The 25,013-nt window shown below is 63.5% G+C and carries 22 protein-coding genes and 1 pseudogene; 11 read left to right on the forward strand and 12 right to left on the reverse strand.

Annotated features, from left to right (window positions below):
• The first annotated feature begins 45 nt into the window (after positions 1-45).
• Positions 46-1,062, forward strand: a complete 1,017-nt coding sequence (locus AC0L18_RS05115) for a formate dehydrogenase subunit gamma (protein ID WP_473490880.1) — start codon at positions 46-48, stop codon at positions 1,060-1,062.
• Positions 1,063-1,170: 108 nt separating this feature from the next.
• Here the strand turns inward: AC0L18_RS05115 and AC0L18_RS05120 are convergent, their stop codons facing one another.
• Positions 1,171-1,386 carry a hypothetical protein gene (locus AC0L18_RS05120; protein WP_287180486.1) on the reverse strand — a complete coding sequence of 72 codons (216 nt, stop codon included), beginning with the start codon at positions 1,384-1,386 and terminating at the stop codon, positions 1,171-1,173.
• Between the two features lie 46 nt (positions 1,387-1,432).
• The gene (locus AC0L18_RS05125) at positions 1,433-2,146 is read right to left on the reverse strand and encodes a hypothetical protein (RefSeq protein WP_473490881.1); all 714 of its coding nucleotides are present in this window, start codon (positions 2,144-2,146) and stop codon (positions 1,433-1,435) included.
• A 237-nt stretch (positions 2,147-2,383) separates the two neighbouring features.
• Here AC0L18_RS05125 and AC0L18_RS05130 point away from each other — a divergent pair, with 237 nt between their 5' ends.
• The 5 genes and pseudogenes from AC0L18_RS05130 to AC0L18_RS05150 all read left to right on the forward strand — a co-directional run bounded on the left by AC0L18_RS05130 (position 2,384) and on the right by AC0L18_RS05150 (position 9,381).
• Positions 2,384-3,265, forward strand: coding sequence for a helix-turn-helix domain-containing protein (locus AC0L18_RS05130; protein ID WP_473490882.1), 882 nt, complete (start codon positions 2,384-2,386; stop codon positions 3,263-3,265).
• Between the two features lie 145 nt (positions 3,266-3,410).
• Positions 3,411-4,625: an aldo/keto reductase gene (locus AC0L18_RS05135; RefSeq protein ID WP_473490883.1), complete on the forward strand. Its 1,215-nt coding sequence runs from the start codon at positions 3,411-3,413 to the stop codon at positions 4,623-4,625.
• A 45-nt stretch (positions 4,626-4,670) separates the two neighbouring features.
• Positions 4,671-4,817 (forward strand): annotated as a pseudogene (locus tag AC0L18_RS05140) (SMC-Scp complex subunit ScpB); the annotation flags it as partial.
• A gap of 275 nt (positions 4,818-5,092) precedes the next feature.
• Positions 5,093-6,202 carry an efflux RND transporter periplasmic adaptor subunit gene (locus tag AC0L18_RS05145; RefSeq protein ID WP_473490884.1) on the forward strand — a complete coding sequence of 370 codons (1,110 nt, stop codon included), beginning with the start codon at positions 5,093-5,095 and terminating at the stop codon, positions 6,200-6,202.
• Positions 6,199-9,381: an efflux RND transporter permease subunit gene (locus AC0L18_RS05150; protein WP_473490885.1), complete on the forward strand. Its 3,183-nt coding sequence runs from the start codon at positions 6,199-6,201 to the stop codon at positions 9,379-9,381. Before AC0L18_RS05145 ends, AC0L18_RS05150 begins: the two co-directional genes overlap by 4 nt.
• 542 nt (positions 9,382-9,923) lie before the next feature.
• Here AC0L18_RS05150 and AC0L18_RS05155 read toward each other — a convergent pair.
• From AC0L18_RS05155 to AC0L18_RS05180, 6 genes are all read right to left on the reverse strand, one after another.
• Entirely contained in the window at positions 9,924-10,913 is a 990-nt protein-coding gene (locus tag AC0L18_RS05155) for an FAD binding domain-containing protein (protein ID WP_473490886.1), read from the reverse strand.
• Between the two features lie 22 nt (positions 10,914-10,935).
• Positions 10,936-11,325 (reverse strand): molybdopterin cofactor-binding domain-containing protein, encoded by a 390-nt coding sequence (locus tag AC0L18_RS05160; protein WP_473490887.1) that lies wholly within the window; start codon positions 11,323-11,325, stop codon positions 10,936-10,938.
• Entirely contained in the window at positions 11,247-12,140 is an 894-nt protein-coding gene (locus AC0L18_RS05165; protein ID WP_473490888.1) for a molybdopterin cofactor-binding domain-containing protein, read from the reverse strand. Before AC0L18_RS05165 ends, AC0L18_RS05160 begins: the two co-directional genes overlap by 79 nt.
• Positions 12,023-13,339, reverse strand: a complete 1,317-nt coding sequence (locus AC0L18_RS05170; protein ID WP_473490889.1) for a xanthine dehydrogenase family protein molybdopterin-binding subunit — start codon at positions 13,337-13,339, stop codon at positions 12,023-12,025. Before AC0L18_RS05170 ends, AC0L18_RS05165 begins: the two co-directional genes overlap by 118 nt.
• The gene (locus AC0L18_RS05175) at positions 13,339-13,635 is read right to left on the reverse strand and encodes a (2Fe-2S)-binding protein (protein ID WP_473490890.1); all 297 of its coding nucleotides are present in this window, start codon (positions 13,633-13,635) and stop codon (positions 13,339-13,341) included. The genes AC0L18_RS05170 and AC0L18_RS05175 overlap by 1 nt, the downstream gene beginning before the upstream one ends.
• Before the next feature lie 80 nt (positions 13,636-13,715).
• A complete protein-coding gene (locus tag AC0L18_RS05180) occupies positions 13,716-13,994 on the reverse strand; it encodes a hypothetical protein (RefSeq protein WP_473490891.1) in 279 nt (92 codons plus the stop codon).
• Between the two features lie 169 nt (positions 13,995-14,163).
• On the opposite strand from AC0L18_RS05180, the gene AC0L18_RS05185 reads away from it, so the two are divergent.
• Entirely contained in the window at positions 14,164-14,370 is a 207-nt protein-coding gene (locus AC0L18_RS05185; protein WP_473490892.1) for a hypothetical protein, read from the forward strand.
• Between the two features lie 2 nt (positions 14,371-14,372).
• Here AC0L18_RS05185 and AC0L18_RS05190 read toward each other — a convergent pair whose 3' ends face one another.
• From AC0L18_RS05190 to AC0L18_RS05200, 3 genes are read right to left on the reverse strand one after another with little or no spacing between them, the layout of a single operon-like run.
• Positions 14,373-15,308 (reverse strand): hypothetical protein, encoded by a 936-nt coding sequence (locus AC0L18_RS05190; protein WP_473490893.1) that lies wholly within the window; start codon positions 15,306-15,308, stop codon positions 14,373-14,375.
• Positions 15,305-15,817, reverse strand: a complete 513-nt coding sequence (locus AC0L18_RS05195) for a hypothetical protein (protein ID WP_473490894.1) — start codon at positions 15,815-15,817, stop codon at positions 15,305-15,307. Before AC0L18_RS05195 ends, AC0L18_RS05190 begins: the two co-directional genes overlap by 4 nt.
• Positions 15,818-15,820: 3 nt before the next feature.
• On the reverse strand, positions 15,821-17,035 hold the full coding sequence (locus AC0L18_RS05200; protein WP_473490895.1) for a macrolide family glycosyltransferase: 1,215 nt from the start codon (positions 17,033-17,035) through the stop codon (positions 15,821-15,823).
• Positions 17,036-17,825: 790 nt separating this feature from the next.
• On the opposite strand from AC0L18_RS05200, the gene AC0L18_RS05205 reads away from it, so the two are divergent.
• From AC0L18_RS05205 to AC0L18_RS05220, 4 genes are read left to right on the forward strand one after another with little or no spacing between them, the layout of a single operon-like run.
• Positions 17,826-19,382, forward strand: coding sequence for an ABC transporter substrate-binding protein (locus tag AC0L18_RS05205; protein ID WP_473490896.1), 1,557 nt, complete (start codon positions 17,826-17,828; stop codon positions 19,380-19,382).
• 29 nt (positions 19,383-19,411) lie between these two features.
• Entirely contained in the window at positions 19,412-21,214 is a 1,803-nt protein-coding gene (locus tag AC0L18_RS05210) for an oligopeptide/dipeptide ABC transporter ATP-binding protein (RefSeq protein WP_473490897.1), read from the forward strand.
• Positions 21,211-22,074 (forward strand): ABC transporter permease, encoded by an 864-nt coding sequence (locus tag AC0L18_RS05215; RefSeq protein ID WP_473490898.1) that lies wholly within the window; start codon positions 21,211-21,213, stop codon positions 22,072-22,074. The genes AC0L18_RS05210 and AC0L18_RS05215 overlap by 4 nt, the downstream gene beginning before the upstream one ends.
• The gene (locus AC0L18_RS05220) at positions 21,978-23,063 is read left to right on the forward strand and encodes an ABC transporter permease (RefSeq protein WP_473490899.1); all 1,086 of its coding nucleotides are present in this window, start codon (positions 21,978-21,980) and stop codon (positions 23,061-23,063) included. The genes AC0L18_RS05215 and AC0L18_RS05220 overlap by 97 nt, the downstream gene beginning before the upstream one ends.
• A gap of 9 nt (positions 23,064-23,072) precedes the next feature.
• Here the strand turns inward: AC0L18_RS05220 and AC0L18_RS05225 are convergent, their stop codons facing one another.
• On the reverse strand, positions 23,073-24,917 hold the full coding sequence (locus tag AC0L18_RS05225) for a PAS domain-containing sensor histidine kinase (RefSeq protein WP_473490900.1): 1,845 nt from the start codon (positions 24,915-24,917) through the stop codon (positions 23,073-23,075).
• Positions 24,918-25,013 lie beyond the last annotated feature (96 nt).

A 25,013-nucleotide genomic window follows, 5' to 3' on the forward strand; every position in this document is an offset into this window, starting at 1 on the left:
TGGGCTCGTCTCGCGCGCAACGGAGCTAGCAGGGAGGACGGAGAAATGCCGGACAACAGGCTTGGTCGACTGATTCTGCAGGCTATCGCGGCGTTCATGACGCTCACGCTGCTGGTCGCGGCGCCCGTATACGCGCAAGCCCCATCCGGGAGCAACCCGACCGCTCAGGCGGTGAACGAACAGCAGCTTCTTGATGAGCTGCGGAAGATCGAGGGGCGCGTCACCCTGCCCAATACGGCCGCCGGCTTGCTCGAGCAACCGCAAGGCCGCGATTACCGCGGCTTCCACGAGGGCTGGCTGCCGTGGATCGGCGGCATCGCGATAACAGGAATTTTGCTGCTGCTGGCGCTGTTCTATGTCTACAGGGGCCGCATCCGTACACTGGCGCCCGAATCGAGCGTAAAGATTTTGCGCTTCGGTGCTGTGGAGCGGCTGACCCACTGGATGACTGCCACGGCGTTCATCATCCTGGCCATCACCGGCTTGAACTTTATCTTCGGCAAGCGTCTGCTGATGCCGCTGATCGGGGCCGATGCATTTTCAACCTGGTCGATCTGGGCGAAATACGCCCACGACTTCGTCTCCTGGGCGTTCATGCTCGGCATATTGGTCATGCTGGTGACATGGGCTTGGGATAACCTTCCCGATCGCCATGACGCGCATTGGCTCAGAGTTGGCGGCGGCTTCTTCGACAAGACCAACAGGACGCATCCGCCGGCCGGACGTTTCAACACCGGCCAGAAGCTCATCTTCTGGGCCGTCGTGCTCGGTGGAATTGCGCTGTCGGTATCCGGCATTTTCATGCTGTTCCCGTTCGCATTCACCGACATAAACGGCATGCAGACGGCCCAATATGTGCACGCGACTGTCGGCGTCATCCTGATCGCCGTGATTATCGCTCACATCTATATCGGCACGCTCGGGATGGAAGGCGCTTATGAAGCAATGGGTTCGGGCACCGTCGATATCAACTGGGCGAAGGAGCACCATAGGCTTTGGGTCGAAAGCCAGGAGGCGAAAGGTGCGATACCGCCGCGCTCGGCGGCCGAACCCGCTGAATAGCGGCTTCTGCGCGGAATCGAAATGCCCGGGCCAGGTCCGGACATTTTTTGGCGTGCTCGCAGGCTTTCATTGCGCGGGCCTCGAAATCCACGTCAGCGACCGTAGATCTTAGGAAGGTGTCTCCTCGCCCTCCGCGGCTGCGGTAGAGTTGTCGCCCGGTTCGCCCGTCCAGTTTTGACCGACCAGATTGTGCCCCGGATCGCCGACGCGAGTGCTCTCGCTGCTGTAGACCTGCCATGCTGGCTGTTGCTGCTGCGCGCTCAGAAGAAAATAGCCGGCCCCGAACGCAATTGCGATCGAAACGACAATTCCGGTCAAGATCATACCCATCCCGCCTTCTCCCTTTCACGTGCTCAAAGTCCGCAGTCACTCATTGTGGCGGCGGCGTCTGCTGCGCCGGATCCTGCCCCGTCACAGGTGGATTGCCAGATCCCTGAGGGGCCGCACCGGACTTTTGCTGATACTGCAGGTCGAGCGCCGCCAGTGCAAGCAACGGCGGCGGCATGGAGACGCCGGCCACTCGCATTTCCCGCGCGGTCTTCTGGCATTGTGCAATGTCATTGGCGGCGGCCAGTTCCTCCGCTTTCGCGGCATTGATCACGGAATCCTTGGGAGTGCTTGACGTATCGGAGGGGGGCACCGGCGCGGCCCTGCTTTCCTTCTGGGGCGCGTTCGTCGCCGATCCGCTGGCCACCTTCTCTTTGTTCGGTTGTGGAGCATCGCTGGCAACCCCAGCCTGCCCGGTAATTTTCTGCGCCGAGCCCGTCCCGGTCTCGGGCTTGGCGGGCGCGGCTGCGCTGGTAGAAGATGTGCCAGACTGCTGAGCCGAGGCAGCCGCGGTCGGGGTAGCCGCTTCGGCAGGCGCCTTCATGAAGGCGAGGAGCTCCTGGCAGAGATTGGCAGGCCCGCCTGGCTGCTGGGCAGCAGGCGGCGCAGCCGCTGGAGCCGTAGGCTCGGGGGCAGTGCTCGTCTGCGCCAGCGATGTTGACGCCGACAGGGCAACAAACCCTGCGAGAAGCATTTTTTTCATCGCCTTGCTCCTTCCCTGATGAAAATCACCCGCCTCGGTGACAGCATAACTCACAGGGTGCCCGAACGATCCATGGAATTGCGACGCCTGCCTCGCAATTCAGCCACCACTGTCCTCGATGAGATGACTGACGACTACATGCGCGAGGCCAACGGAAAACCGATGGCAGTCGACATCGCGAGGGCGATCGGCCGCGGACGAAAAAATGCCGCAAATCAGCGGCGTATTTTAGCCGCGGTGCCGCTCAGGCGGCGGTTTTCGCCCACCACACCAGCGGGAGGAGCTAAAGGGATGACGAGCCGCGCGCAACCCGAGATCATCCGCCGGGAACGCAAGACCTTCCGATTGGCGCATTGCCTTTTGCCGGCATGGCGCGACGGCGAGATCGAGTCGACGTCGGCGCCCGGGTCGATCGGCATGGCTTTCACCGGCCAGGCGGCTGCCGTTGTGCGCGTAGCCGATGGCATTGCAAGGCCACGGCCCGTGCCAGCTATGACAATCGGGCTTGGCGGCGACACGCCGATCGCCTGGTTGGAGACGGACTCCCCCTCCGACGTTCTGGAAATCACCGGGGCGACCGCGCTGCGCCGCGAGATGGCGCGGGACATGCGTGTCGAAGGCCACGCCGATCTCGACGACGTGCATGGCTGGCAGGACCCGATCATCCAGGCGGTCGCGACCAGACTGCGCGCCGCCCTGCGCGGGTGGATACCGATGTCGGACATGGAGGCCGAGACGCTGGTTCGCGCCGCCTATGCCCAGGTGCTGCGGCGGCACTTCGGTGGACGCGATCTTATCCGACGAACGCTTGACGCGCGGCGGCGTCAGCGTGTGGTGGAACTGGTGCTGGACACCGCCGACAAACCGCTGACCTTGGGAGATCTTGCCGAGGTCGCCGCACTCAGCCCGTTTCACTTCGCGCGCAGTTTTGCCAACACCTTCGGCATGCCGCCGCATCGCTTTGTAACTGCAAGTCGGCTGGATCGAGCGTTGCACGCTCTGCGGTCGACCCAGGCAACCGTGCCGCAGGCGGCTGCGGCTGCGGGGTTCTCGAACCTGCATCATTTTCGTCAACTGTTCCGGCGGCAGTACGGCGTGCCGCCATCGGACATAGGCAGGCGCGGGCTCAGTCGATCCGGCACCGATAGGCTTTCGGGCGGCAGCTTCGCCTGAACCCGGCGAGCCACGAAGTGAGCAAGAATCGACCCTGCCCGTGGCGCCGGCCGTGTCTATCTTCAGCAAACCACCCTTTGAGGCCGGCGACCGCACCGAGCATGCGCGTCGGCCTCATGGCCTGTCCCAAGCCAAGGATCGTGACATGACGAAATCTCACCGAACCAACCAGTCTCCCTCAAACAACCAGTCTCCCTCGAACATTGACAACCCGCAGCGGCGGCAATTTCTGGCGTCGGCAGCTTTTCTCGGCGTTGCGCCCTGGCTGCTGTCTTCGCTTGGCGAAGCGGCGGCGCAAACGGCCGGCCCGCAACCCGCGAGCCAGCGCCGCAAGCTGGGCGCCCTCGAAGTGTTTCCGGTGGGGCTCGGATGCCAGTGGAAACCTAGCCCTGACGACGGCACCGCCCAGGATTATTTCGGCAGCCGCATAGATCGCGCCGCCGCCGTTGCGCTTATCAGGCGCGCGGTGGACCAAGGCGTCACCCTCATCGATACGGCGGAAGTCTATGGACCCTTCCTTTCGGAGGAGATCGTTGGCGATGCGCTGCAGGGGCTGCGCGAGACCGTCGTTGTCGAGAGCAAGTTCGGGTTCAACGTCGATCTTGAGACCGGCAAAATCGGAGAGGGCCTGAACAGCCGGCCCGAGCATATCAAGCGCGCCGTCGAAGGCAGCTTGCGACGCCTGCGCACCGACCGCATCGACGTGCTCTACCAGCACCGCGTCGACCCGCTTGTGCCAATCGAAGACGTCGCCGGCGCGGTCAAGGATCTCGTCGCCGAGGGCAAGGTCCTGCATTTCGGGCTCTCGGAGCCGGGACTGGAGACCATCCGACGCGCGCACGCGATCCTGCCGCTCGCCGCCATCCAGAACGAATATTCGATGATCTGGCGTGGTCCCGAGGCCAACGTGCTGCCTCTGTGCGAGGAACTGGGCATCGGCTTCGTCAGCTGGGCCCCGCTGGGCTATGGTTTCCTGACTGGCACGATTACGGCAGAAACCCGCTTTGGCGACGACCCCGAGCGAGACTTCCGCGCCTGGGTTCCCCGCATGGCTGAGGATGCCTTGGCGGCAAACATGGCGCTCGTCGATGTCGTGCGGACCTGGGCGCAACGCAAGCAGGTCAAACCCGCCCAGCTGGCGCTGGCCTGGCTGCTGGCACAGAAGCCGTTCATCGTGCCGATCCCCGGTACGACGAAGGCCGCCCACCTCGCCGAGAACATTGCGGCCGCTGCCATCACCTTTACGCAGGACGAGCTGCACCAGCTCAATGCTGACGTGGCTGCGGTCAAGATCGAAGGCGCTCGGCTCCCTCCGCCGGTTCTCGCAATGTCCGGAGTGGAAGCACCACCCAAGGCTTAGTCCCAATATCTCACAGAGCCGGGTGACCGCCTGCTCAATGGCCAGACACCAGGCGCGCCATACAGCTACGTTGCGACAAAAAAATTCCTGCTGGAGTTCGGCCTCGACACGCTGCGGGGTTTGCCGGATTTCGAGGCGCTTGAAGATGCCGGGCTGCTGTCGAAGGAGAAGCTGCTGGCTGGTGACATTTGAAGATATCGACGATACGTGGTGCGAGCATCGCGCTCGACGAATAGATGAGATGTGCGTTCGCGCTCCCCGGTTAAAAGCTTCCTGTCAATGCTTTCAAAAAATTGATTTGTGCGGCACAAAAGCTGCCTAGATGTTACGGACTTCGCATGAAGGACCGATTACGAGGGGTAACCATGGTTCACACTGCACGCCTCCGCCACGATTCTCTGGCCGCCCCCTCCAGCAGAAACGTCCCTGCAAAATGGCCCGCCGCCGCGGCCTTCGCGGCGCTAGGCTTGCTCGCGGCCCCGGCCGCACAGGCGCAGGAAGCGCCTCCCGCGCCCGTCGTCACGGTAGCCAAGCCGCTGGTGCGCGATATCGTCGAGGACGATGAGTTCGTCGGCCGTTTCGAAGCCGTCGACCAGGTTTCGCTGCGCTCCCGCGTCGGCGGCTATCTCGACCAGGTCCATTTCCAGGACGGTACGCTGGTCAAGCAGGGCGACCTCCTGTTCACCATCGACCAGCGGCCGTTCAAGGCGGCGCTGAACCAGGCGCAGGCGCAGGTCGACTCGGCCAAGACCCTGGTCGAATTCAGCAAGATGCAGTTCGAGCGCGCCGAGACCCTGTCGCGCGAAGGCAACATACCGGTTTCGACACTGGACGACCGCCGCCGCGAATATCTCGCCGCCCAAGCGCAACTGGACGGCGCGGAGGCGGCACTTGAAAACGCAAGTCTCGATCTCGAATTCACCGAGATCAAGGCACCGTTTTCCGGCCGGGTCGACCGCCGGCTCATCTCGCCGGGCAATCTGGTGCAGGCCGACCAGACCGTGCTGACCACCATCGTCTCGATCGACCCGATCAACTTCTATTTCGACATCGATGAACGGACCTACTTCTCTTATGCGCGCGACGCCCGCGAGCGCGGCGGCGTCATGCAGGAAGGCGCCGGCGGCGTCGATGTTGTCGTCCGTGTCGCCGACCGTGATGAAGCGACGTTCAAGGGCAAGCTCGACTTCGCCGAGAACCGTCTGGACCAAGCTACCGGCACGATGCGGGCCAGGGCGCGCTTCGACAACAAGGACGGCGTTCTGCAGCCGGGCATGTTCGGCCGCATCAACGTGCCCGGCTCGTTGCCGCATCCGGGCGTGCTTCTGCCTGACGAGGCGATCGGCGCCGACCAGAACCGCCGCATCGTCTTCGTTGTCGACCAGGCAGGCCTGATCTCGGCCAAGCCGGTCCGCACCGGCCCGCGCATCGACGGCTATCGCGTTATCCGCGAGGGCCTCACCGGCGAAGAGACCGTGGTAGTCAACGGGCTGGTGCGAGTGCGGCCGGGCGTCACCGTCAAGTCCGAGATGACCAAATTGCCGCCCAAGGTTGAAGCCGAAGGGCAGACGCAATGAACTTCGCCCATTTCTTCGTCAACCGCCCGATCTTCGCGGCGGTGCTGTCGATCGTGCTCGTGCTCGTCGGCGGCATCGCCTATACGCAGCTTCCGGTCGCGCAATATCCCGAAATCGCGCCACCGACCATCGTGGTGCGCGCCTCCTATCCGGGCGCCGACGCCGAGACGGTCGCCGCGACCGTGGCGACGCCGATCGAACAGGAAATCAACGGCGTCGAGCACATGCTCTACATGTCGTCCTATTCCTCCGGCGACGGCTCGATGTCGCTCACCATCACCTTCCGCCCCGGCACCGATCTCGATGCGGCGCAGGTGCTGGTCCAGAACCGCGTCTCGATCGCCGAAGCGCGCCTGCCGGAAGAGGTGCGCCGGCTCGGCATCACCACGGCGAAAAGTTCGCCCGACCTGATGATGGTCGTCCATATGCTGTCGCCCGACGACACATATGATCAGCTTTACGTCTCGAATTATGCGCGTTCGCGCGTGCGCGACGTCCTGCTGAGACTGGACGGCGTCGGCGACGTGCAGATCTTCGGCGAGCGCGAATATTCGCTGCGCGTCTGGCTCGACCCGGAAAAGCTGTCCGCCTACGGCATGACCGCAGGCGACGTAGTCGAGGCGCTGCGCGACCAGAACGTCCAGGTGTCGGGCGGCTCGATCGGCGCGCCGCCGATTGGCGACGGCTCGGCCTTCCAGTATACGGTCACCACGCAAGGGCGCTTTGAAGACGCGCGCGACTTCCGCTACGTCATAGTCAAGTCGGCCGAGGACGGCCGCTTGATCTCCCTGCAGGACGTGGCGCGCATAGAACTCGGCGCCAGGGACTACGTCACCAATTCCTATCTCAACAACAAGGCGGCGGTGGCGCTCGGCATCTTCCAGCGGCCGGGCACCAATGCCTTGGCCTCGGCGGAAGAAATCCAGGCGACCATCGCGGAGCTTTCGAAGGATTTCCCGAAGGGGCTGGCCTACGAGATCATCTACAATCCGACCGAGTTCATCGCCGAATCCATCAACGAGGTCTATGTCACCATCGCCGAGGCGATCCTGCTGGTGGTGATCGTCATCATCGTGTTCCTGCAGTCGTGGCGCATGGCGATCGTGCCGATCGTGGCGATACCGGTCTCGCTGATCGGCACGCTTGCCGTGCTGCTCGCCTTCGGCTTCTCGCTCAACATGCTCACTCTGTTCGGGCTGGTGCTGGCGGTCGGCATCGTTGTCGACGACGCCATCGTGGTTGTGGAAAATATCGAGCGGAACATCCGGCTGGGGCTCGCTCCGCGCGCCGCTGCGCACAAGACCATGGATGAAGTGGGAAACGCGGTCCTCGCGATCTCGCTGGTGCTGATCTCCGTCTTCGTTCCGGCGGCTTTCATTCCCGGGATTTCCGGCCAGTTCTACCTGCAGTTCGCCATCACCATCGCGGTCTCGACCGCAATCTCCGCATTCAACTCGCTGACGCTTTCGCCGGCTCTCGCCGGCGTGCTTTTCAAGCCGCACAGCGAGGAACATTCGAACTTCTTCCTGGCAAGGTTCGGCCGCGCTCTGGCGAACGGGTTCAACAACGGGTTCGACAGGATGGCGGACGGCTATGCCTGGCTGGTGCACAGACTGGTCGGCACGACTTTGGCGCTTGCCGCCATGCTGCTCGTTTTCGCAGGCCTGCTCTACGCGACCTATCACATGCTGCAGACGGTGCCGCGCGGCTTCATCCCGAACATGGACCAGGGTTATGCGATCGTCGTCGTGCAATTGCCGGAGGGCTCTTCGCTCGCCCGAACGGACGCAATCATCCAGAAGGCGTCGGATATCATCCGCGGGACCCCGGGTGTCGCCAACGCCGTCGCCTTCGCAGGATTCAACGGCGCGACATTCACCAACGCCAGCAATTCCGGCGTGATCTTCGCGCCATTCAAGAGCTTCGAGGAACGGCTCGAGAGCGGCGATACTTCCGACAAGATCATCGGCACCCTGTTTGGCAGCCTGCAAAGCATCCAGGAGGCCTTCATCATCGCGCTGCCGCCGCCGCCAGTGCGGGGCATCGGCAACTCCGGCGGCTTCAAGATGATGCTCCAGGAGCGCAACAGCGCCGACATGCGGCCGATTCTGGCGTTGGCCAACGAAATCGCCGGCAAGGCCAACCAGACGCCCGGGTTGATGGGCGTCTTCACCACCTTCTCGGCCTCCAGCCCGCAATTCTTCCTGGCGATCGACCGCGACAAGGCGCGCATGCTGAACGTGCCGATCCCCAACATCTTCGAGACGCTGTCGATCAATCTAGGCACCGCCTACGTCAACGATTTCAATGCCTTCGGTCGTGTCTACCAGGTGCGGGCGCAAGCCGACCAGGCTTTCCGCATCGATCGCGACGACATATTGAAGCTGAAGGTGCGCTCGGCGGCCGGCGACCTGGTGCCGCTCGGCACACTGATCGAGATCCGCGACGTCACCGGTCCCTCGCTCGTGCAGCGCTACAACATGTATGTCTCCGTGCCGCTTCAGGGCAATGCAGCGCCCGGTGTCGCCACGGGCACGGCGCTCGACCTGATGGAGGGGATCGCAGCCGAATCGCTGCCGCAGGGCACTTCCTTCGAATGGACTGAACTCGCCTTCCAGGAGCGGCAGACCGGCAACACGGCGGTCTTCATCTTCGGCCTGTCGGTTCTGTTCGTCTTTCTGGTGCTCGCCGCGCTATACGAAAGCTGGATTACGCCCTTCGCCATCGTGCTTATCGTCCCGCTCAGCGTGCTGGCCGCCCTCTTGGGAGTCGCTTTCCGCGGTCTCGACAACAACATCCTTGTGCAGATCGGGCTGATCGTGCTCATCGGCCTGGCGGCGAAGAACGCTATCCTGATCGTCGAATTCGCGCGCCAAGGTGAGGAGCGCGGCCTTGACGCCGTCGAGGCGGCCGTCGAGGCCTGCCGGCTGCGGCTGCGGCCGATCCTGATGACGGCGTTCGCCTTCATCCTCGGCGTGGTGCCACTAGTGATCGCCAGCGGGCCTGGCGCGGAAATGCGCCAATCGCTCGGCACGGCCGTGTTCTCCGGCATGCTGGGCGTGACGTTGTTCGGCCTCTTCCTGACGCCGGTCTTCTACGTTGCTCTGCGCAGGACATTCCGGCGCAGGCGGCCTGAAGCCGGCCCAACCCTGGCTTCCGAGAGCGGAGCAGCCGAGTAGACGCCGAGCCGATGAGGCGCCGGGTTCAGGCTGAAGCCGGACCGGCGGGTTTTTTCATGGGCTGGTTTCGAAAACCTCTCGCATCGTTCCGTATTGCTCCGCGATTGATGGCAACGTCGAGCTATTCACTCCTGGTGGCACCATGCACGCTCAATGGCCGGTTGCCGTGAGCCGCGTGCCAACCGTCGTCACGGCGCTCACAGAGAGACGACTCGCTACCCAGAGTTGAGTCAATCAAACCCACAACAGTTGCCTGTCGCCTTCTCCACCAATGTCATGAAGCTTGATCCTGCTCTGAAGGACTCAGGAAGCATATCCGATCGCTTATGCATACGTGCGGATGGACGTAGGAGTCATCAGGCCCGACGACGCCGGCCGTGGCGGTACACCAGAATGTTGCGGTCGAACTGTAGCCTGCGTTGAAGTCGACGCCGCTCCCGTAACCTGTCCCGGGTGCGCCCTTGGAGCGCAACCGTCGGCAGACTGCCGGCGCCGCGTGTGGCTGCGAAGTTGCCGAACCCATTTTGGACGCCCCCAGGTCGCTAGCCCGCGGCAGCGGCCAGGATCGTGCGGCGAACAACCGTCTCCAGCACTGGCACCTTGTAGCCGTTCTTCGCCAGCGGGGTAGCGCCGGCCACCGCGGCACGTGCCGCCTGTCGCGCCAAGTCGTCGGTAAGCCTGTTGCCGATTAGGAGACGTTCGCTTTCGACGGCACGGCGAGGCGTTGGTGCGACCCATCCCATGACGATCGAAGCATTTTGCACTGTCTGGCCATGCATCGTCAGCACCACCGCCACATCGCAGATTGGCCAGTCGTAGCTGTCGCGCTCCGTCTGCTTGCGGTAGGCGGCCTTCGCCCCGGCGTTCAGCGGCGGAACGATCACGCGCGTCATAACCTCGCCAGTCTCGATCCTCGCATCGTGAGCGCGCTGCATTTCGGGTGGCAAGAAGAAATTCGAGAGCTTTACGACGCGTGAGCCGTTGGCGCCGCCGGCAAGTTCGGCGCTTGCATCATAGGCGACCAGTGCCGTCGCCGGCGTCGAGGCTTGAACCATCGCGTTTTTGTCGTTGTCGAAGATCGCGTGATGCTGGTTCTCGTCAGCGCCCCTGCTCCCCATCTCATCTGCACCTTCGCCATGAAAATGATCGTGCCGAAAATACCAGCAGCGCGGCCGCTGCAGCAGATTGCCCCCGATCGTTGCGGCGTTGCGGACCTGCGGCGTCGCCGCATGTCCGGCAGCATCCGACAGCGCCAAGTAGCGCGCGCGGATCTGTGGATCGTTGTCGATGCGGTCCAGCGTCACAAGCGCGCCGAGCGACAGCCCGTTTTCCGTGTCGACTTCGTCGAGACCGCGGATGGTCTTCAGATTTACGAGTCGCATCGGCGCTAGAATCCCTTCCTTCATCAAGTCCAGAAGGTCGATCCCGCCCGCCTTCGCGATGACGGGGCGTTGCTCGGTGCTTTCGGCAAGCAGACCTGCTGCCTGCTCGACCGTCGTGGCATCCACCCATTCGAAGCTGTTCATGGCCATGATGGACTCCTTCTGGCCGATCTCAGGCGCTGAGCGTCGCCAGCACATTTGCCGGGTTCATCGGCAAAGTGCGAATCCGCTTTCCGGTGGCGTTGTAGAATGCATTGGCGATCGCGGCGCTGGTCGCCACATTGCTTGCCTCGGCGATGCCTCGCGCGTCGGTCGACGACTGCGCCCCGATCTGCTCCATGAGCAGCACCTCGATCGCCGGCGTCTCGCGTGATCCGACCATCTTATATTGATCGACATTGGCGTTGAGTTGATGGCCGCTCGCCGCGTCCATGATGCGGTCCTCGTAGATCGCGTAGCTGATACCCTGGATGATGCCGCCGATCACCTGGCTCTCGACCAGTTTGGGGTTGATCGGCCTGCCGCAATCGCTGGCAGCGACGATGCGCTCGACCTTGACCACGCCGGTCTCGACATCGACCGCCACCTCGGCGAATTGGACACCGCCCAGCCCATGCCGGCTGATGGCGAGCTCTCCCGGCACCGCAAATCTTCATAGTCGTCGTGCCGCTTGGCGAGTTTCGAGATTTCGCCGAATTTGGCTTCCTTGGCTGCATCCTTGAGCGGCCTTGCGGCTCCCTCCTTGCCGCGGACGCCCACCTTGCCGTCGGCGAAGAAAATGTCATCGGGATCGGCGTCGTCGAAAAGCGGCGCGAGGCGCGAGGCCAGGTCGCGTGCCGCCGCATAGGCCGCATTGCGGGCAGGCGCGGTCACCGACGCAGTCACCCGGCTTCCGCCGGACGGCGGTCCCCACGGGAACCGCGTGTCGCCGATAAAGACGCCGATGTCCTCGGCATTAAGGCCGAACTCCTCCGCAACCACCTGGGCAAGCACAGTCCGCGTGCCGGTGCCGACATCCTGCGTGCTGTTGTAGACGGAGACCGACCCGTCATCGGCGACCCGCACCTCCACCGTCGTCGGAGGGCTGACGACATACACCCACTGCGCCTGCGCCATGCCGATCCCCCGCTTGATCGGCCCGGCGTCGGCGTTCGGCGGACGCCGGCGGCTCCAGCCGAACCGCTCGGCCGCGACCTTGCGTTCATGTGCCCGTGCAAGCATGTCGTCGGTGGGCTTTGTGTCGATGCGATCGCGCAGGATCAGCGGGTCGAGTTGCAGCCGATCCGCGAGTTCGTCCATCGCCTGCTCGAGCGAGAAGATGCCCTGCACCTGTCCGGGTGCGCGGAAGGCCGCGCACGGGCCGGCATTCGTGAACACGTCTGCTCGGTGCGCATGTTCGGGCACGGATATAGCGCATTGTAGCAGAAGCCTATGCCGGCGCCCCCAGCGATGCCGCCGGTGCCCCAGCTTATGACGTCGATGGCGGTAAGGGTGCCATCTTGTTTGGCGCCGATCCGTACGCGCTGCAAGCTGTTGGGTCGATTGCCCGCCGAAACATGCTCTTCACGGCGGTCCAGCATCATGCGCACGGGCGCGCCGGCCTTTTGCGACAAATGAATGGCGAGGAGGCCGAAATTGTTGATCCCATATTTGGCGCCGAACCCGCCGCCGGTGAAGTCGCTGATTACCCGGATCTTGCTCTTGGGCAGATCGAAATATTCGGCGGCCTCATCGCGCACGCTGTGCGTGTGCTGCGTGGAGGCATAAATGGTCAGCCCGTCATCCTGCCAATCCGCGACGATGCCATGTGTCTCCATCGGCACATGAGTCTGAACCTGCGTGCGATATTCGGCCTCGACGATCACGTCCGCCTCCGCCAGGCCCTGGTCGATATCGCCCGTGGGCGTCATACCCGGCATGCCGAAGTTGGGACCGCGCACATTGCCCTTCTGCGGCAAGCCTTCCGGTGCGCCGCCGCCGCCGGCCGTTGATGGCTGCTCGACCGGTCCTGGAAAGACGATCGGTGCCTCATCGTCCATTGCCGCATCGAGGTCAGTGACATGCGGCAAGCGCTCGTATTCGACCTTGACGAGCTTCGCCGCCTGGTCGGCGATCCGCTGCGTCTCGGCGGCGACCGCGGCAACGGTCTGGCCGGCGAAGCGGACCGTCGGGTATTTGTTGCGGGCCTCGGCCTCCGGATCGCGAGGCCTGGCGGATTGCAGCAGTGTCTCGAGCACATGTACAGCACGGACGCCGGGGTGACGCTCCGCCGCCGAGGTGTCGATCGAGATCACCCTGGCATGCGGCCATGGGCAGACGATCTGCCGTGCGTAGAGCATTCCCGGCAGTTGCACGTCGAATGTGTATTTCGCCGCGCCCGTCACCTTCTGCACGGCATCGAGCCGCGGGATCGACTTGCCGATGGAGCGCAGTTCGGCGTTCACTGGCAACTGCGGCGGCTCATCGTCCGGCACCTGCCGAGTCACCTGCCTCATCTCCTGCCCGACGATACCGTAGAGCAAGGACTGGGACCGTAACGAAGGCCGGTCGGCCCGTGCCTGATTTTCGGTAGCCATCAGGTGCCCCTCCTCCGATTCTCGCCGGCGACGGCGAGCACTGCCGCAAAGATGTTCGGATAGGTGCCGCAGCGGCACAGGTGACCGCTTATCGCGGCCTTCACTTCGTCGATGCCGGCGTCGGGTTTACGATCTATGAGCGCTGCGCAACTCATTACCATTCCGGGCGTGCAGAATCCGCATTGAAGGGCGTCATGCTCGATGAACGCCTGCTGCACCGGATGAAGCTTGCCGCCCTCGGCCAGCCCCTCGATCGTGGTGATGTTCCTGCCCCGGGCGTCGAGCGCCAGCGTCATGCAACTGCTGGCAGGCTGACCGTCGAGCCAGACCGTGCAGGCGGAACAGGCTCCGCGATCGCAGCCGATTTTGGTGCCGGTCAGGCCGAGGTGATTGCGGACGAGTCGACCAGCGTGGTGGCGGTTTCCGCCTGCACCGGGACCCGTCGTCCATTTATCGTGAGATCGATCGGGATCAGACCAGGGCCAAGCACTTCGTTGGCATCGTCCTGCATAGAACCATCAACGGCTGCCTGCGCTGCCCCTGCTTCCAGCAACGCCGCCCCTACGGCCGAGGTGCCACCGTGCTTCAGGAACGTCCGACGAGAGATGCCCGATCTCGTGGATCCCGGAACTTGACTGCGGCTCAATTCTGCCATGCTGTACATCCGGATTTGTTACAGCGGTTACCAAAACTAGGGTGATCGGATCAGCACCAAGCTAGGGGACCGATCGGTTCGTGCCAGACGCCATCACAACGAAGTGACCGTCGAGGCGATCGCGACGCTGGGCATGCCGTCGAGGGCACAAAGCGGCTTGAGGCTTACCATGATCGCCGGCGGCAGCGCCGCCGCCGCTGCGGATCGTCAGCAAAGAAACCGGGGCGGCGCGAGCCGCCCTTTTTCGTTGCTGCCGGCGCGCTGCCAAATGCTGCCAAATCGGCTTGGCAGCACCCATTATAACCTTTTGATAACAAAGAAAAATGGTGGGCCCAACCAAGCTCTCGTCGAGGAAGGTGTCAGCCTCGGTTCGTAGCTTTATCTCCCTCCGAGCATTTTCGTTGTGCAGTCGCGCCGGATGATCTCAATCACGATCTCGGTAGCGCGATCGAGATAGCTGCGCCCGTCGACGAGCCGCGCCGTAGGGCTGATGTAGCTCTGCGGGCCGACGTGCGTTGCCGGGTCGAGCGAACACACCGTGATCTTCCCTGCGTCCAGGGCCCGGTTCCAAGGGCTGCGCCGCCACAGGCGCCAACGCTGGGGGAAGAGTCCGATGCCCACCCGCTCGATCCAGTCGTTCGCGCTGGTGAGCCGGTACAGGTGGCGCGCATGCGTGAGGTCGTTGGCGCCGTTGTGGAAACCGCCGAGCGTGATCAGCAACAGCGGAGTGCGGAGCTGGGCGAACAGCTCTTCGACCGCGCCGGTGGCCACCTGGGCGCCACCGCTGTAGCAGAGCAGGACGACCGGTATGCCGCTGGCGGGCTCGTAGCCTGCGAGCCGGAGCTGGTCGGCGATCTGGGCACCCACTGCTCGGTTGTACAGCGGGCGGTATCGGCGATCGGCGGCCACAAAGGTCTGCATGACGTTGTGCAGGAACAGCGTGATGCCGACGTGCCGCCGTAGCCAATCCCACACCGGGCGCCCTACGAGCGGGTCCGCCAGGGGCGAGTAGGGCTGGACCTGGCCCAGCACGCGCAACTCCGGTGCTCCGGCGATGATGGCCTTGACGAGCTGGCCGCCATCGCGCGTATCGGTGAAGCGGCGCTTGCCGATCCCGTCCAGGTAGACCACGTACGCGTCCGGCGGCCGCCCTGGATCGGCCCCCCTGGCGTAGGGCACCTCCGGTGGGAGCGTGGCGGCCGGTGCACGCCGGCCGATGGTATAGACCATGAGTTCGTAGCGGGCGAGCAGGCCCTCGGCGAGCAGGAAAGGGCCGAGCGCCAAGAGGGCGACGAGCAGGAGGAGCTCGCTCACACGATCGACTCCCGCTCCCGCGCGCCGGCGATGATCCTGGCGATCAGCCGCCGGACAACCTCGACCGTGACCGCGAGCCCGATCCCCGCAACCGCGATGCACCCGACCGCGGTCCACCAGCCCAGTCCCGACGCCGCGGCGAGCGGGCCGGCCAGCCCTGCTCCGACACCGGCCATAAGCAGCATGTGCAGGAACGGCCCGAGGAGCGGGAACGCGAGGACGGCGGCCAGGAGCAGCGGGGCGACCAGGGCGGGTGTCCAGGCCAGCCCGGTCGTGCTGGGCAGCGGGGCCGCGTCAGGCGCCACGACCGGCTGCACCAAGTCGGCGACGGTCCATATGGCAAGGGGCCACAGCGCGATCACCGTGCCCTCGACGACGGTGCCGGTCACCATCAGACCAGCCACGAGGCGCGGGGACAGCTTGGGCCTGCGCGCCACCAGGGGCAGCACCCGCCCGGCACTCTCGGAAAGCCCGGCGAGGACCAGTAGTACGGCGACCGTCGTCGACATGGTTCAGCGCCCCTGTGCTCGATCGGTCGCGATGCCTCCGAGCACGTCGTCGAGATACCGCTCGAGCTCGTCGGCGGCACGCCGGGCGCCGCCGGCCTGCTTTTGTGCGGCGCCCTGTGCGGCTGCCGCCTCGCGGAAGCGCGGCTCGTCCAGCAGAGTCAGGGCGAGCGCCTGCACCGTCTCTGCAGTGGCGTCGTCCGTGCGGAGCTCGAGGCCGGCACCGAGCTCTACAACCCGCCGCGCCACCATTGGCTGGTCCGCCCCCTGTGGCACGACGAGTGTCGGCACCCCGGTCCGCATCGCCTCGTTGACACTGTTCATGCCGCCGTGGGTCACGAAGAGCGCCGCCCGGTCCAGCACCTGGAGCTGCGGCACGGATTGGCGGGCCAGCACGTTGGCTGGCAGCGGACCCAGGTCTGCCGGTTCCGTGGACCCGGTCGAGACGACAACGGTGCCGCCCAGCGGTGCCAGCGCGGTCGCGAAGGTCCGCAGCAGGGCGGGGCCCCCATCGAACACCGTGCCCAGCGAAGCGTACAGCACGGGGTCCTCCAGCCGGGCGGCGTCGAATCCCGGATCGGTCAGGCGGGATCCGACGCTCGCCCCGACGAACCGGTACGAGGGGTCGAATGCGTCGGCTCCAGGCTGGAACGCGCTGGATGTGAAGACCAGGTTCAGCGGCTCGCGGGCGTTCATCAGGTCGATCAGGGGCAGCCCGCCGGTGTCGTAGCCGCGGTGCAGGGCCCAGCGCGCGCAAACGTAGCTCCAGCCGATGCGAGGGCGGGCGGCTGCGGCGGCCACCAAGTCACGGGAGAGGCGGGTGGGGCTGGGCACCTGCCCGTTGAAGGCGAACGTGGTGAACGTGGCGGCCGCCGGCACACCGAGCTCACGCGCGGCCACCGCGCCCCATGGACAGGCCGCCCCATGCACGATCAGGTCGGGCCGTATGGCGCGGAAATCCGAGAGCACGCCGGGCAACAGGCCGAGGGCGGTCCGAGCGAGTTCTTCCAGCATCGCGAGGGGGATCGGCGGATCCGGCAAGGGCAGGTCGCCCCCGGAGTAGAGGTAGACCTTCGCACCAGCGGTCTCAATCTGGGCCGCAAACGCAGGGGAGGTGTGATAGGTCACCGTGTGACCGCGCCGGGCGAGCTCTGCCACGACCGCGAGCGTCGGGTTAATGTAGCCGTGCATGCCGATGTTGAGGAAAGAGACGGTGCTCATCGACGCCTCCGGGGTGGTCGGAAGATTCAAGGGGGTGGCTGGACGCACCCCCTGCCAAACCGGCAAGGGCCGCCGTCCGATGCAGCCAATGTTCGTGGAACCCGCGGCACCAGCCTATCAAACGGTAGGATCGGTTGGACGATGCCGAAGTATGGGAGACTATGACCTCCCTCTAGGACGCTCTGCTCGGTCGGGTGCGACGGCTAAGCCCGGCGCCGCTGGGATGGGATGGCGCAAGTCAAAAGCCACCAGCCCGCCTCATAATGCCAGCAGCTTGCCGGCCTGCTCGGACACTATTGCGAGCATACCGGTCCGGCAAGTTCTCGTCGCACGGGGCGCCCATCCGCATTTTTGTGTTCGCCGCGACTTTTTGAGGCACGCCGGAGCGCGGCTACGACTCGACCACCGACACATAGGCAGTCCCGTCAGCACTCCACGCGCGTGGCGGGGCAGCAGCCAGCTTTCCCGTCAGGCTTAGTCGGTTGCAAGCGCGTTCTTTAGCGGATGCGCGTCTGCAAGCGTTCACATACCAGTCCGAGGGTGCCACGATCTATACCCTGGGGATAGGGTGACCTCTGCTTGATGCTCATAGACCGCGATCAGCGGGCTGAGGTAGCGTTGGCGAAAATGTCCGGGTATTCGCATCGATGCCAAGCGCCGCAAGAAGACCTTGATGGCATCGGGTGACGATGAGTTGGACATGAGCGTGGAATGCCTCGTTGGCCAGGAATTGACTGCGGGTGGCCTTCCCGCAGTCCCAAGTGAAGTACCAGGCCAACGGGAATCCTCGATGGAGATCGACGCATACCGGACCGAACGATCTTACAAACCCAGCTTCGGACTGCGCATGCTGGGATTCGCTCTCGGTTTGCTGGTCCTGATTGCGCCAGTCTACGCGCAAGAGGTGCTGCGCGTACCTTACGTGGCAGATATCGGCACTTTCGATCCGGACAACGGGTTCGAGGTCGGCGGGATCAGCGCAATCAACAATGTCTATGAAGGGCTCGTCGACTACGAGCCGGATTCGACCAGGATTGTTGGTCTGCTCGCCAAGAGTTGGGAGATCTCGGACGACGGACTGACCTACACCTTTCACCTGGTCGACGGTGTCAAGTTCCATGATGGCACGCCATTCAATGCGGCGGCGGTCATACGGTCGTTCGAGCGCCGCCGCGATGGTGGACTTATGCTGAGCTACTTCCTGGCCAACGTGAAGGACATGAGGGCGCCCGACGAATCGACGGTCGTGCTCACGTTGGGTCATCCTCAGCCGTCGTTCCTTGATACCCTTTCCAGTCCGTGGGGGCCTAAGATCATCAGTCCGGTAGCGCTCGCCGAGCATGACAACCGCGATTTCGCGACGACCTGGCTCAATGAGCATGCGGCCGGAACGGGTCCATTCAAACTGGCTGAATTCAAACGCGGTCAGCGCTATGTGCTCGAGCGCAACGACGACTACTGGGGCGACAAACCGTTCTTCCGGCAGATCCAGATTGCGGTCGTGCCCGATATCAGCCAGCAGATACTTCAATTGCAGGCTGGTACAATCGATGCCGTGCCGATCGACTATCCGTTCGCGCAACTCACCAGCCTGCCGGGGGGTCTGGAGATCACCGCCGCCCCGAGCATGATACCGTATTATCTCTTCGTTAAGCCGAACTCGCAACTCGACGATGCGGAGGTCCGCAAGGCCGTTTTGACAGCGATCAACCCGGCGCTGTGGATCAAGGACGCCTTTGGAGAGTTCGCAAGCTTGTCGAGGTCGGTTTATCCGAACGTGATGCTCGACCCAGTGAATCCGATCCGGTTTCCGACCGACTTCGAGGCAGCGAAAGATGCGATCGCCAGACATGGCGCGGTCAACTTGACCATTGGTCTGTACAGCGCGGCCCCAAGCTATGGCCGCATCGCCGACCTGATGATAGCGCAACTGGCGTCGATCGGCGTAAAGGCAACTGCTTACGTGCTGCCCGCAGGCGCTGCTTACACCCTGAAAGACGACCCAAACCCTCCCGATTTGCTACTCACGATCGCGGGACCGGACGCCGCTCATCCGGAGAGCCAGGCCAAGGCTTTCTTCACCAAGAACGGTTCCCTCAACTTTTTTGGGCAGGTGCTGCCGCAAGCCGATGCCGTCGTGGACCAGGCCGGGCAGTTGACCGACGTCAAGGAACGCGACGCTCTCTACGAGAGAGCGGGGCACATGTATTTCGATGCCGGCATCGTCATCCCGCTCGTCGACGTTAACGATGTGGTTGTCCACGCCAAGGGTCTGAAGGACCTTGGACTCCGTCCCGTGAACCCACCCGGCAACATCGACTTCGCCACCGTTCGCTGGGGACCCTGAATTCCAGAACCAGGCCAGGCTCGTCCCTTATGGTCAAGCTTTCGCACCGAATGTCCGAATCCGTGACCGAGCCCGTCCTCGCGGTCAAAGACCTGTCGGTCATTCTTAGCCGCGAAGGCCATCCCTCCCGCATCCTCGATAGCATCAGTTTCGACATGTTTCCGGGCGAGATCACCGCGCTGGTCGGGGAAAGCGGTTCCGGCAAGACAAGCATCGGGTTGACGCTTCAGGGGCTCCTGCCGCGCGAATACCTTCCGCAGGTGGCAGGCTCGATCCGGCTTGCGGGGATCGAGCTTGTCGGCGCGGGAAGGCATACTTGGCAGGCGGCCCGCCGCCACCTCGTCCGCGCCATCTCGCAAGATCCGATGGGTGCGCTCAATCCCACCATGACGATCCGCCGCCAGATGCGCGAATCCAATGGGGGCTCCGAGAGATCGATCGAAGACTGGCTCAGCCGAACCGGCCTGCCTGATCCGGAACGCATCGCCGATGCGCTTCCGCATCGCCTGTCGGGGGGGCAGCGTCAGCGAGTGCTTATTGCCATGGCGATGATGGCAAGACCGAAGCTTCTCATCGCCGATGAACCTACCACCGCGCTCGACGTCATCATCCAGGCGCAGATTCTCGACCTGTTGCGCGATCTTGCCCGCGATCAGCAGACGGCAATTCTGTTCGTTACGCACGATCTAACCGTGGCGGCATCACTGGCCGACCGCGTCCTCGTTCTCTATGCCGGACGCATCGTTGAAATGGGCCGCACGCAGGATGTGGCCCGCAATGCCGCGCATCCCTATTCCGCCGGCCTGCTCGCCGCTCGATTCGATCTGGACTCCGATCGACTGCGCCCGCTTCCCACGCTCCCGTCCGAGCACACGCCCTCCATAAATGTTGAAAACGCCTGCGCCTACGCGAAACGTTGCCCGATCGCCCAGCCGGATTGCACGGCGATCCGCCCACCGCTGGAGCCTGCTTCTGTCCATGGTGGCGCAGTCGCCTGCCTTCATCACGAGCAAACCGCAATTCTCACAACGCAGCGCGCTGGTGCGAAATCATGGCCGGCCCAGGCAATCCAGGAAACCGCCGCCTTGAGGCTGTCTAACATCGGAAAAACATTCCCGACTGGCGCCAGATCGTTTTGGGGACGGCGTCAACCGCAGCCTGTTCTCAGGTCGGTCACCCTCTCGATCAAGCTTGGCGAGTGCGTGGCCCTGGTGGGCGAGAGTGGCGCCGGCAAGTCTACCCTCCTGAGGATTGCTGCCGGGCTTGTGGTCCCCGAGAGCGGCACTGTCACACGCTTCGACAAGCTTCCTCCGCAAGTCGTATTTCAAGACCCCGTGGCGGCGCTGACGCCGTGGCTCACGATCGGCGAGCAGATCGGCGAGCGCCTGCGGGCCATTTCACCGGACAGCGATTACGGCCGCCGTCGCGTCGGGGAGGCCATGAAGCTGGTCGGCCTCGACCCGGTCCTGATGGACGCGCTGCCCGCCGAGATATCGGTGGGTCAATGCCAGCGCGCGGTTTTGGCTCGCGCAGTGATCGTCCCCCCAAGGCTTTTGCTATGCGATGAGCCAATCAGCGCCATGGACGTGTCGCTGGCGGCCACCACCTTGAATCTTCTTAGCGACCTTAGGCGGCGGCTCGACATGGCCATGCTGTTCGTCACCCACGATCTAGCGGCCGCCAGGATCATCGCCGACCGTGTTGCCGTGCTGAAGGACGGCCAACTGGTTGAGATTGCGGATCCCGATGCCATCGTTGCCGCACCGCAGTCCTCCTACACGCGATCTCTCGTCGCGGCGATGCCGTCCCTTCAGCCGGGACACGGACGATGACCGGAGGGCCAAGCCCGGACACGCTGCCTGCGCGGCGTCGATTCAACTGGCGCGATTTCTTCCGGCGGGCCGGCTGGCTTGAAAGCGTCGGTATCATCGGGGTGCCTGTCGTCACCGTTGTGGCCGTGCTGGCGCCCTGGATTACGCCGTTCGACCCGCAGCTGCGCGTCGCCGGAGCCTACCTGCCGCCTTCGGCAGGACATTGGTTCGGCACCGACGAAATCGGCCGCGACCTGTTCTCGCGCGTCATCCTCGGCGCTCAATATACGTGGCTGCCAGCGCTTGCCGTTATCGGCTTCAGTCTCACCGTGGGCACCTTGGTCGGACTGATTTCGGGCCTGGTAGGCGACAAGGTCGATCTGGTGATCCAGCGGATCGTCGACCTGTTCTTGGTTCTTCCGGCAACGCTCATCGCGCTCGCTGTCGTGGCTTCCCTTGGCCCCGGGCTCGGCAACACGATGATCGCGATCGCCATTGTCTGGTGGCCCTGGTATGCGCGCATATCCCGTGATGAAATCCGTCGCCTGAAGGCCCGTCCACATGTCGAGGCGGCGCGTATTGCCGGGGTCAGCGGTCCACGCCTGCTGTTGCGTTACTTGTTGCCGGGAGTGGTCCCAGCCTTGCTCATCGGGGCATCGCTGGATGTGGCCAACATCGTCATGACTTTGTCGCTGATGTCGTTCCTTGGCCTTGGATTGCCAGCACCGGCGCCTGAGCTCGGAGCGATGACGGCGCGCAGCCTCGACAGTCTCACGGTCCATTGGTGGCTGCCGATCCTGCCGGCGGCGATCATCTTTCTCCTCTGTCTCCTCGCCAACCTTGCGGGCGACGGCATTCGCGCCGCGCTGAGGGGGGCGTAGTGCTGGCATATCTCACCAAAAGCATCGTCGGCGCCGTCGTCGTTCTCCTGGTGATGAGCTTCATTGTTTTCGGTCTCCAAAGCATTATTCCCGCCGATCCGGCGCGGGCCATTGCCGGGCCCAGCGCTCCACCGCAAACGGTCGAAGCGATGCGTGAGCACCTCGGACTGGACGACCCGGTCCTTGTTCAGTACGGGCGCTTTCTATTGCGCCTCTCGCATGCGGATCTGGGGACGTCGGTAAGGACGCGACAGCCGGTGTTTGACGACATACGGGAATATCTTCCCGCTACGCTTGAACTTGGACTGGCGTCGATCGTTCTGGGAGTGGCGCTCGCCGGCGTCATGGCGGCGCTTCAGTTCCTGATTCCGGGATCTGGCGGGATAAGGTTCGCAATAGTGGGGATAGGCTCAACGCCGATCTTTCTGTCGGCCTTGCTTCTCGCTTACTTTTTTTGGTTCCGTCTCGATTGGCTTCCCGGAGCGGGTCGGCTTGCCTACCGCGACTTCGCAGGCCCAACGGGACTTTACGTCATCGACGGACTACTGGTGGGCCGGCCCGAAGTCAGCATCGACGCGCTGCTGCACATGATCTTGCCGGCGCTTGCGCTGGCCTTGCCAATCGGCGTCGCGGTTGGGCGAAGCCTGAACGGTGCGCTTCACGAGGTGATGAGGCAGCCATACATCCGGACCGCGCGTGGCAAGGGTCTCAGCGAGATAAAGGTGCTGTTGCGCCACGGTTTGCGCAATGCCGCCACGGCCCCACTGTCCATGCTCAGATTGCAGGTTCCCATTCTCTTCGGCAATTTGCTTGTCGTCGAGCGCGTTTTCGGGTGGCCTGGTCTGGGTTTTTACACGGTCCAGGCTTTTGCCAGCGCCGATCTTCCGGCAGTGCTGGGGGTCGCAATCGTCTTTGGAATTTTGTACATTCTAATCAGCACGCTCATCGAGATCGGACAGTCGATGGCCGATTCCCGGATCAATCTCTGAAGCGGCCACTCAGGCGCCTATAGTCGTGCTGGGCGTCTGGGCCGAGTCGGCAACGGCAACGGGGAGGCTGAAAGTTATGGATGCTCCACCGGTCTCGGCATTTTCCGCCCAAAGCCGTCCGCGGTGCGCCTCGACAATCGAATGGCAGATTGCCAGACCCATCCCCATTCCATCCGGCTTGGTTGTGTAGAACGCTTCGAAAATCCGTTCTGGATCGCTAAGTCCGCGGCCGCTATCTCGCACTTCGACTTCAACTGTTCCGTCGTTCTGAGACCGCGAAACGATTCGGAGGCATCGCACATTGCTGTCGACTTCCTGCATCGCTTCAATGCCGTTGCGGACGATGTTGAGAACGACTTGCTCCATCTGGACATGATCGGCGACCGTCGCGGGAAGGCGGGGATCGAGGTGAAGTTCCAGCTTGACGCCACTCGATGCGAGCCTGTCGGCCAGGAGATCACACACTTCGCGGATCACCGCGTTCAGATCGATCGCTTGCGGTTCGCCTTCCGTCTTGTTGAACAGGGCCCGGATGCGGGTGATCACCTGTGCCGCCGCGTCGGCGTTTCTGATGATTTTTTGGGCGACACGGCTGGCGTGATTGAAATTTGGCGGATCAGCGTTCAGCCATCTCTGGAAGGCGCCGGTGTTGGCCACGACCGCCTGGAGCGGCTGGTTGAGTTCGTGCGCAATGGACACGGATAGTTCGGACAGGCTGGCTGCGCGCAAGGCGCGCGCGAGCCGTTCGTCCGCCAGACGCAGGGATTCTTGGGCGCGAACCTCATCGTCGATGTCGAAGTTGACGCCGTACCAGCGAAGGATAGTGCCGTCTTCGTCGCGTAGCGGTTCGAACCGCGAATCAATCCAGCGATATTCGCCATCCTTCCGGCACAGCCGACCTTTGTGCTGGAGTGGCTCTCCACGGGCAAAGGACTTCTCGAACACAGCCTTGACGGCCGCCCGGTCATCTGGATGGAACAACTCTACATGCGGGGCGAATTGCCGCGTGCCTCGCGGTTCCTCCTTAATCGAGTTGATGCCCGCCCAATCTACGAACCGTCTGTTGAAATAGTACGGTACTCCTGCCGGCGTCATCAGCCAGATCATGGTGGGAACTGTATCGACCAGCAGGCGCAGTTCGCGCTCGCGCTCACGCAACGCAGCTTCGGCCTTCTTCTGATCGTCGATATCCGTCGTGTGGCCATGCCAGCCGGTGATCGTTCCGTGCTCATCACGCGAAGCAATCCCGGTGTCGCGAAACCATCGATATGTCCCATCGAACCGACGCAAACGATGCTCGTCGATCACAGGCTCGCCCGTCTGTAAGCTGTGACGCCAACGCGCCATGCTCGCCTCGACATCGTCCGGATGGATGAACTGTGTCCAATGATAATCATCGCCATCCATGATCCGGCGCATCTCATCGGCTGTCACACCTACATACTCGAGCGCCGCAGGATTGACCACGCGAAGGCGGCCTTCCGGAGAGGCCGACCATCCGAGGCTCGGAATATCGGCGATGCTCGGTCCAGTGTCATGGTAGACCCGGTCATAGAAGCTCATGGTCCTGAAAATCGTTATCACGAACCATAGGGCTGACGCCGCCACGACAAATACCGTCAAACGGACCACGCCGCTTGTGGCCCCCGATTCCAGCGAAAACAGGATCACGGATGAAAGCAGACCGGCGGCGGTAACGGCCACCAAGCCGGCCTCCCAGCCGATGCAGATGCATATGACTGCAACTGCGACCAGCAGAACGTATGGCTCATTGACGAACCATGCCAGCAAAACGCTCGCAGCTCCGATCGCCAATGCCACGGCGCGGCGCTGTTTCGTTGACGTCAGCTCCATTTCAGACCTCTAGCGACCGCCTCTGTGTCCCCGCTCCCTATCGCGGTCGTTTTCCAAGTCAGTTACGGAGCCCAACGTCTGATTGAACACCTGTCC

Source organism: Mesorhizobium sp. WSM4819 (assembly GCF_055811215.1).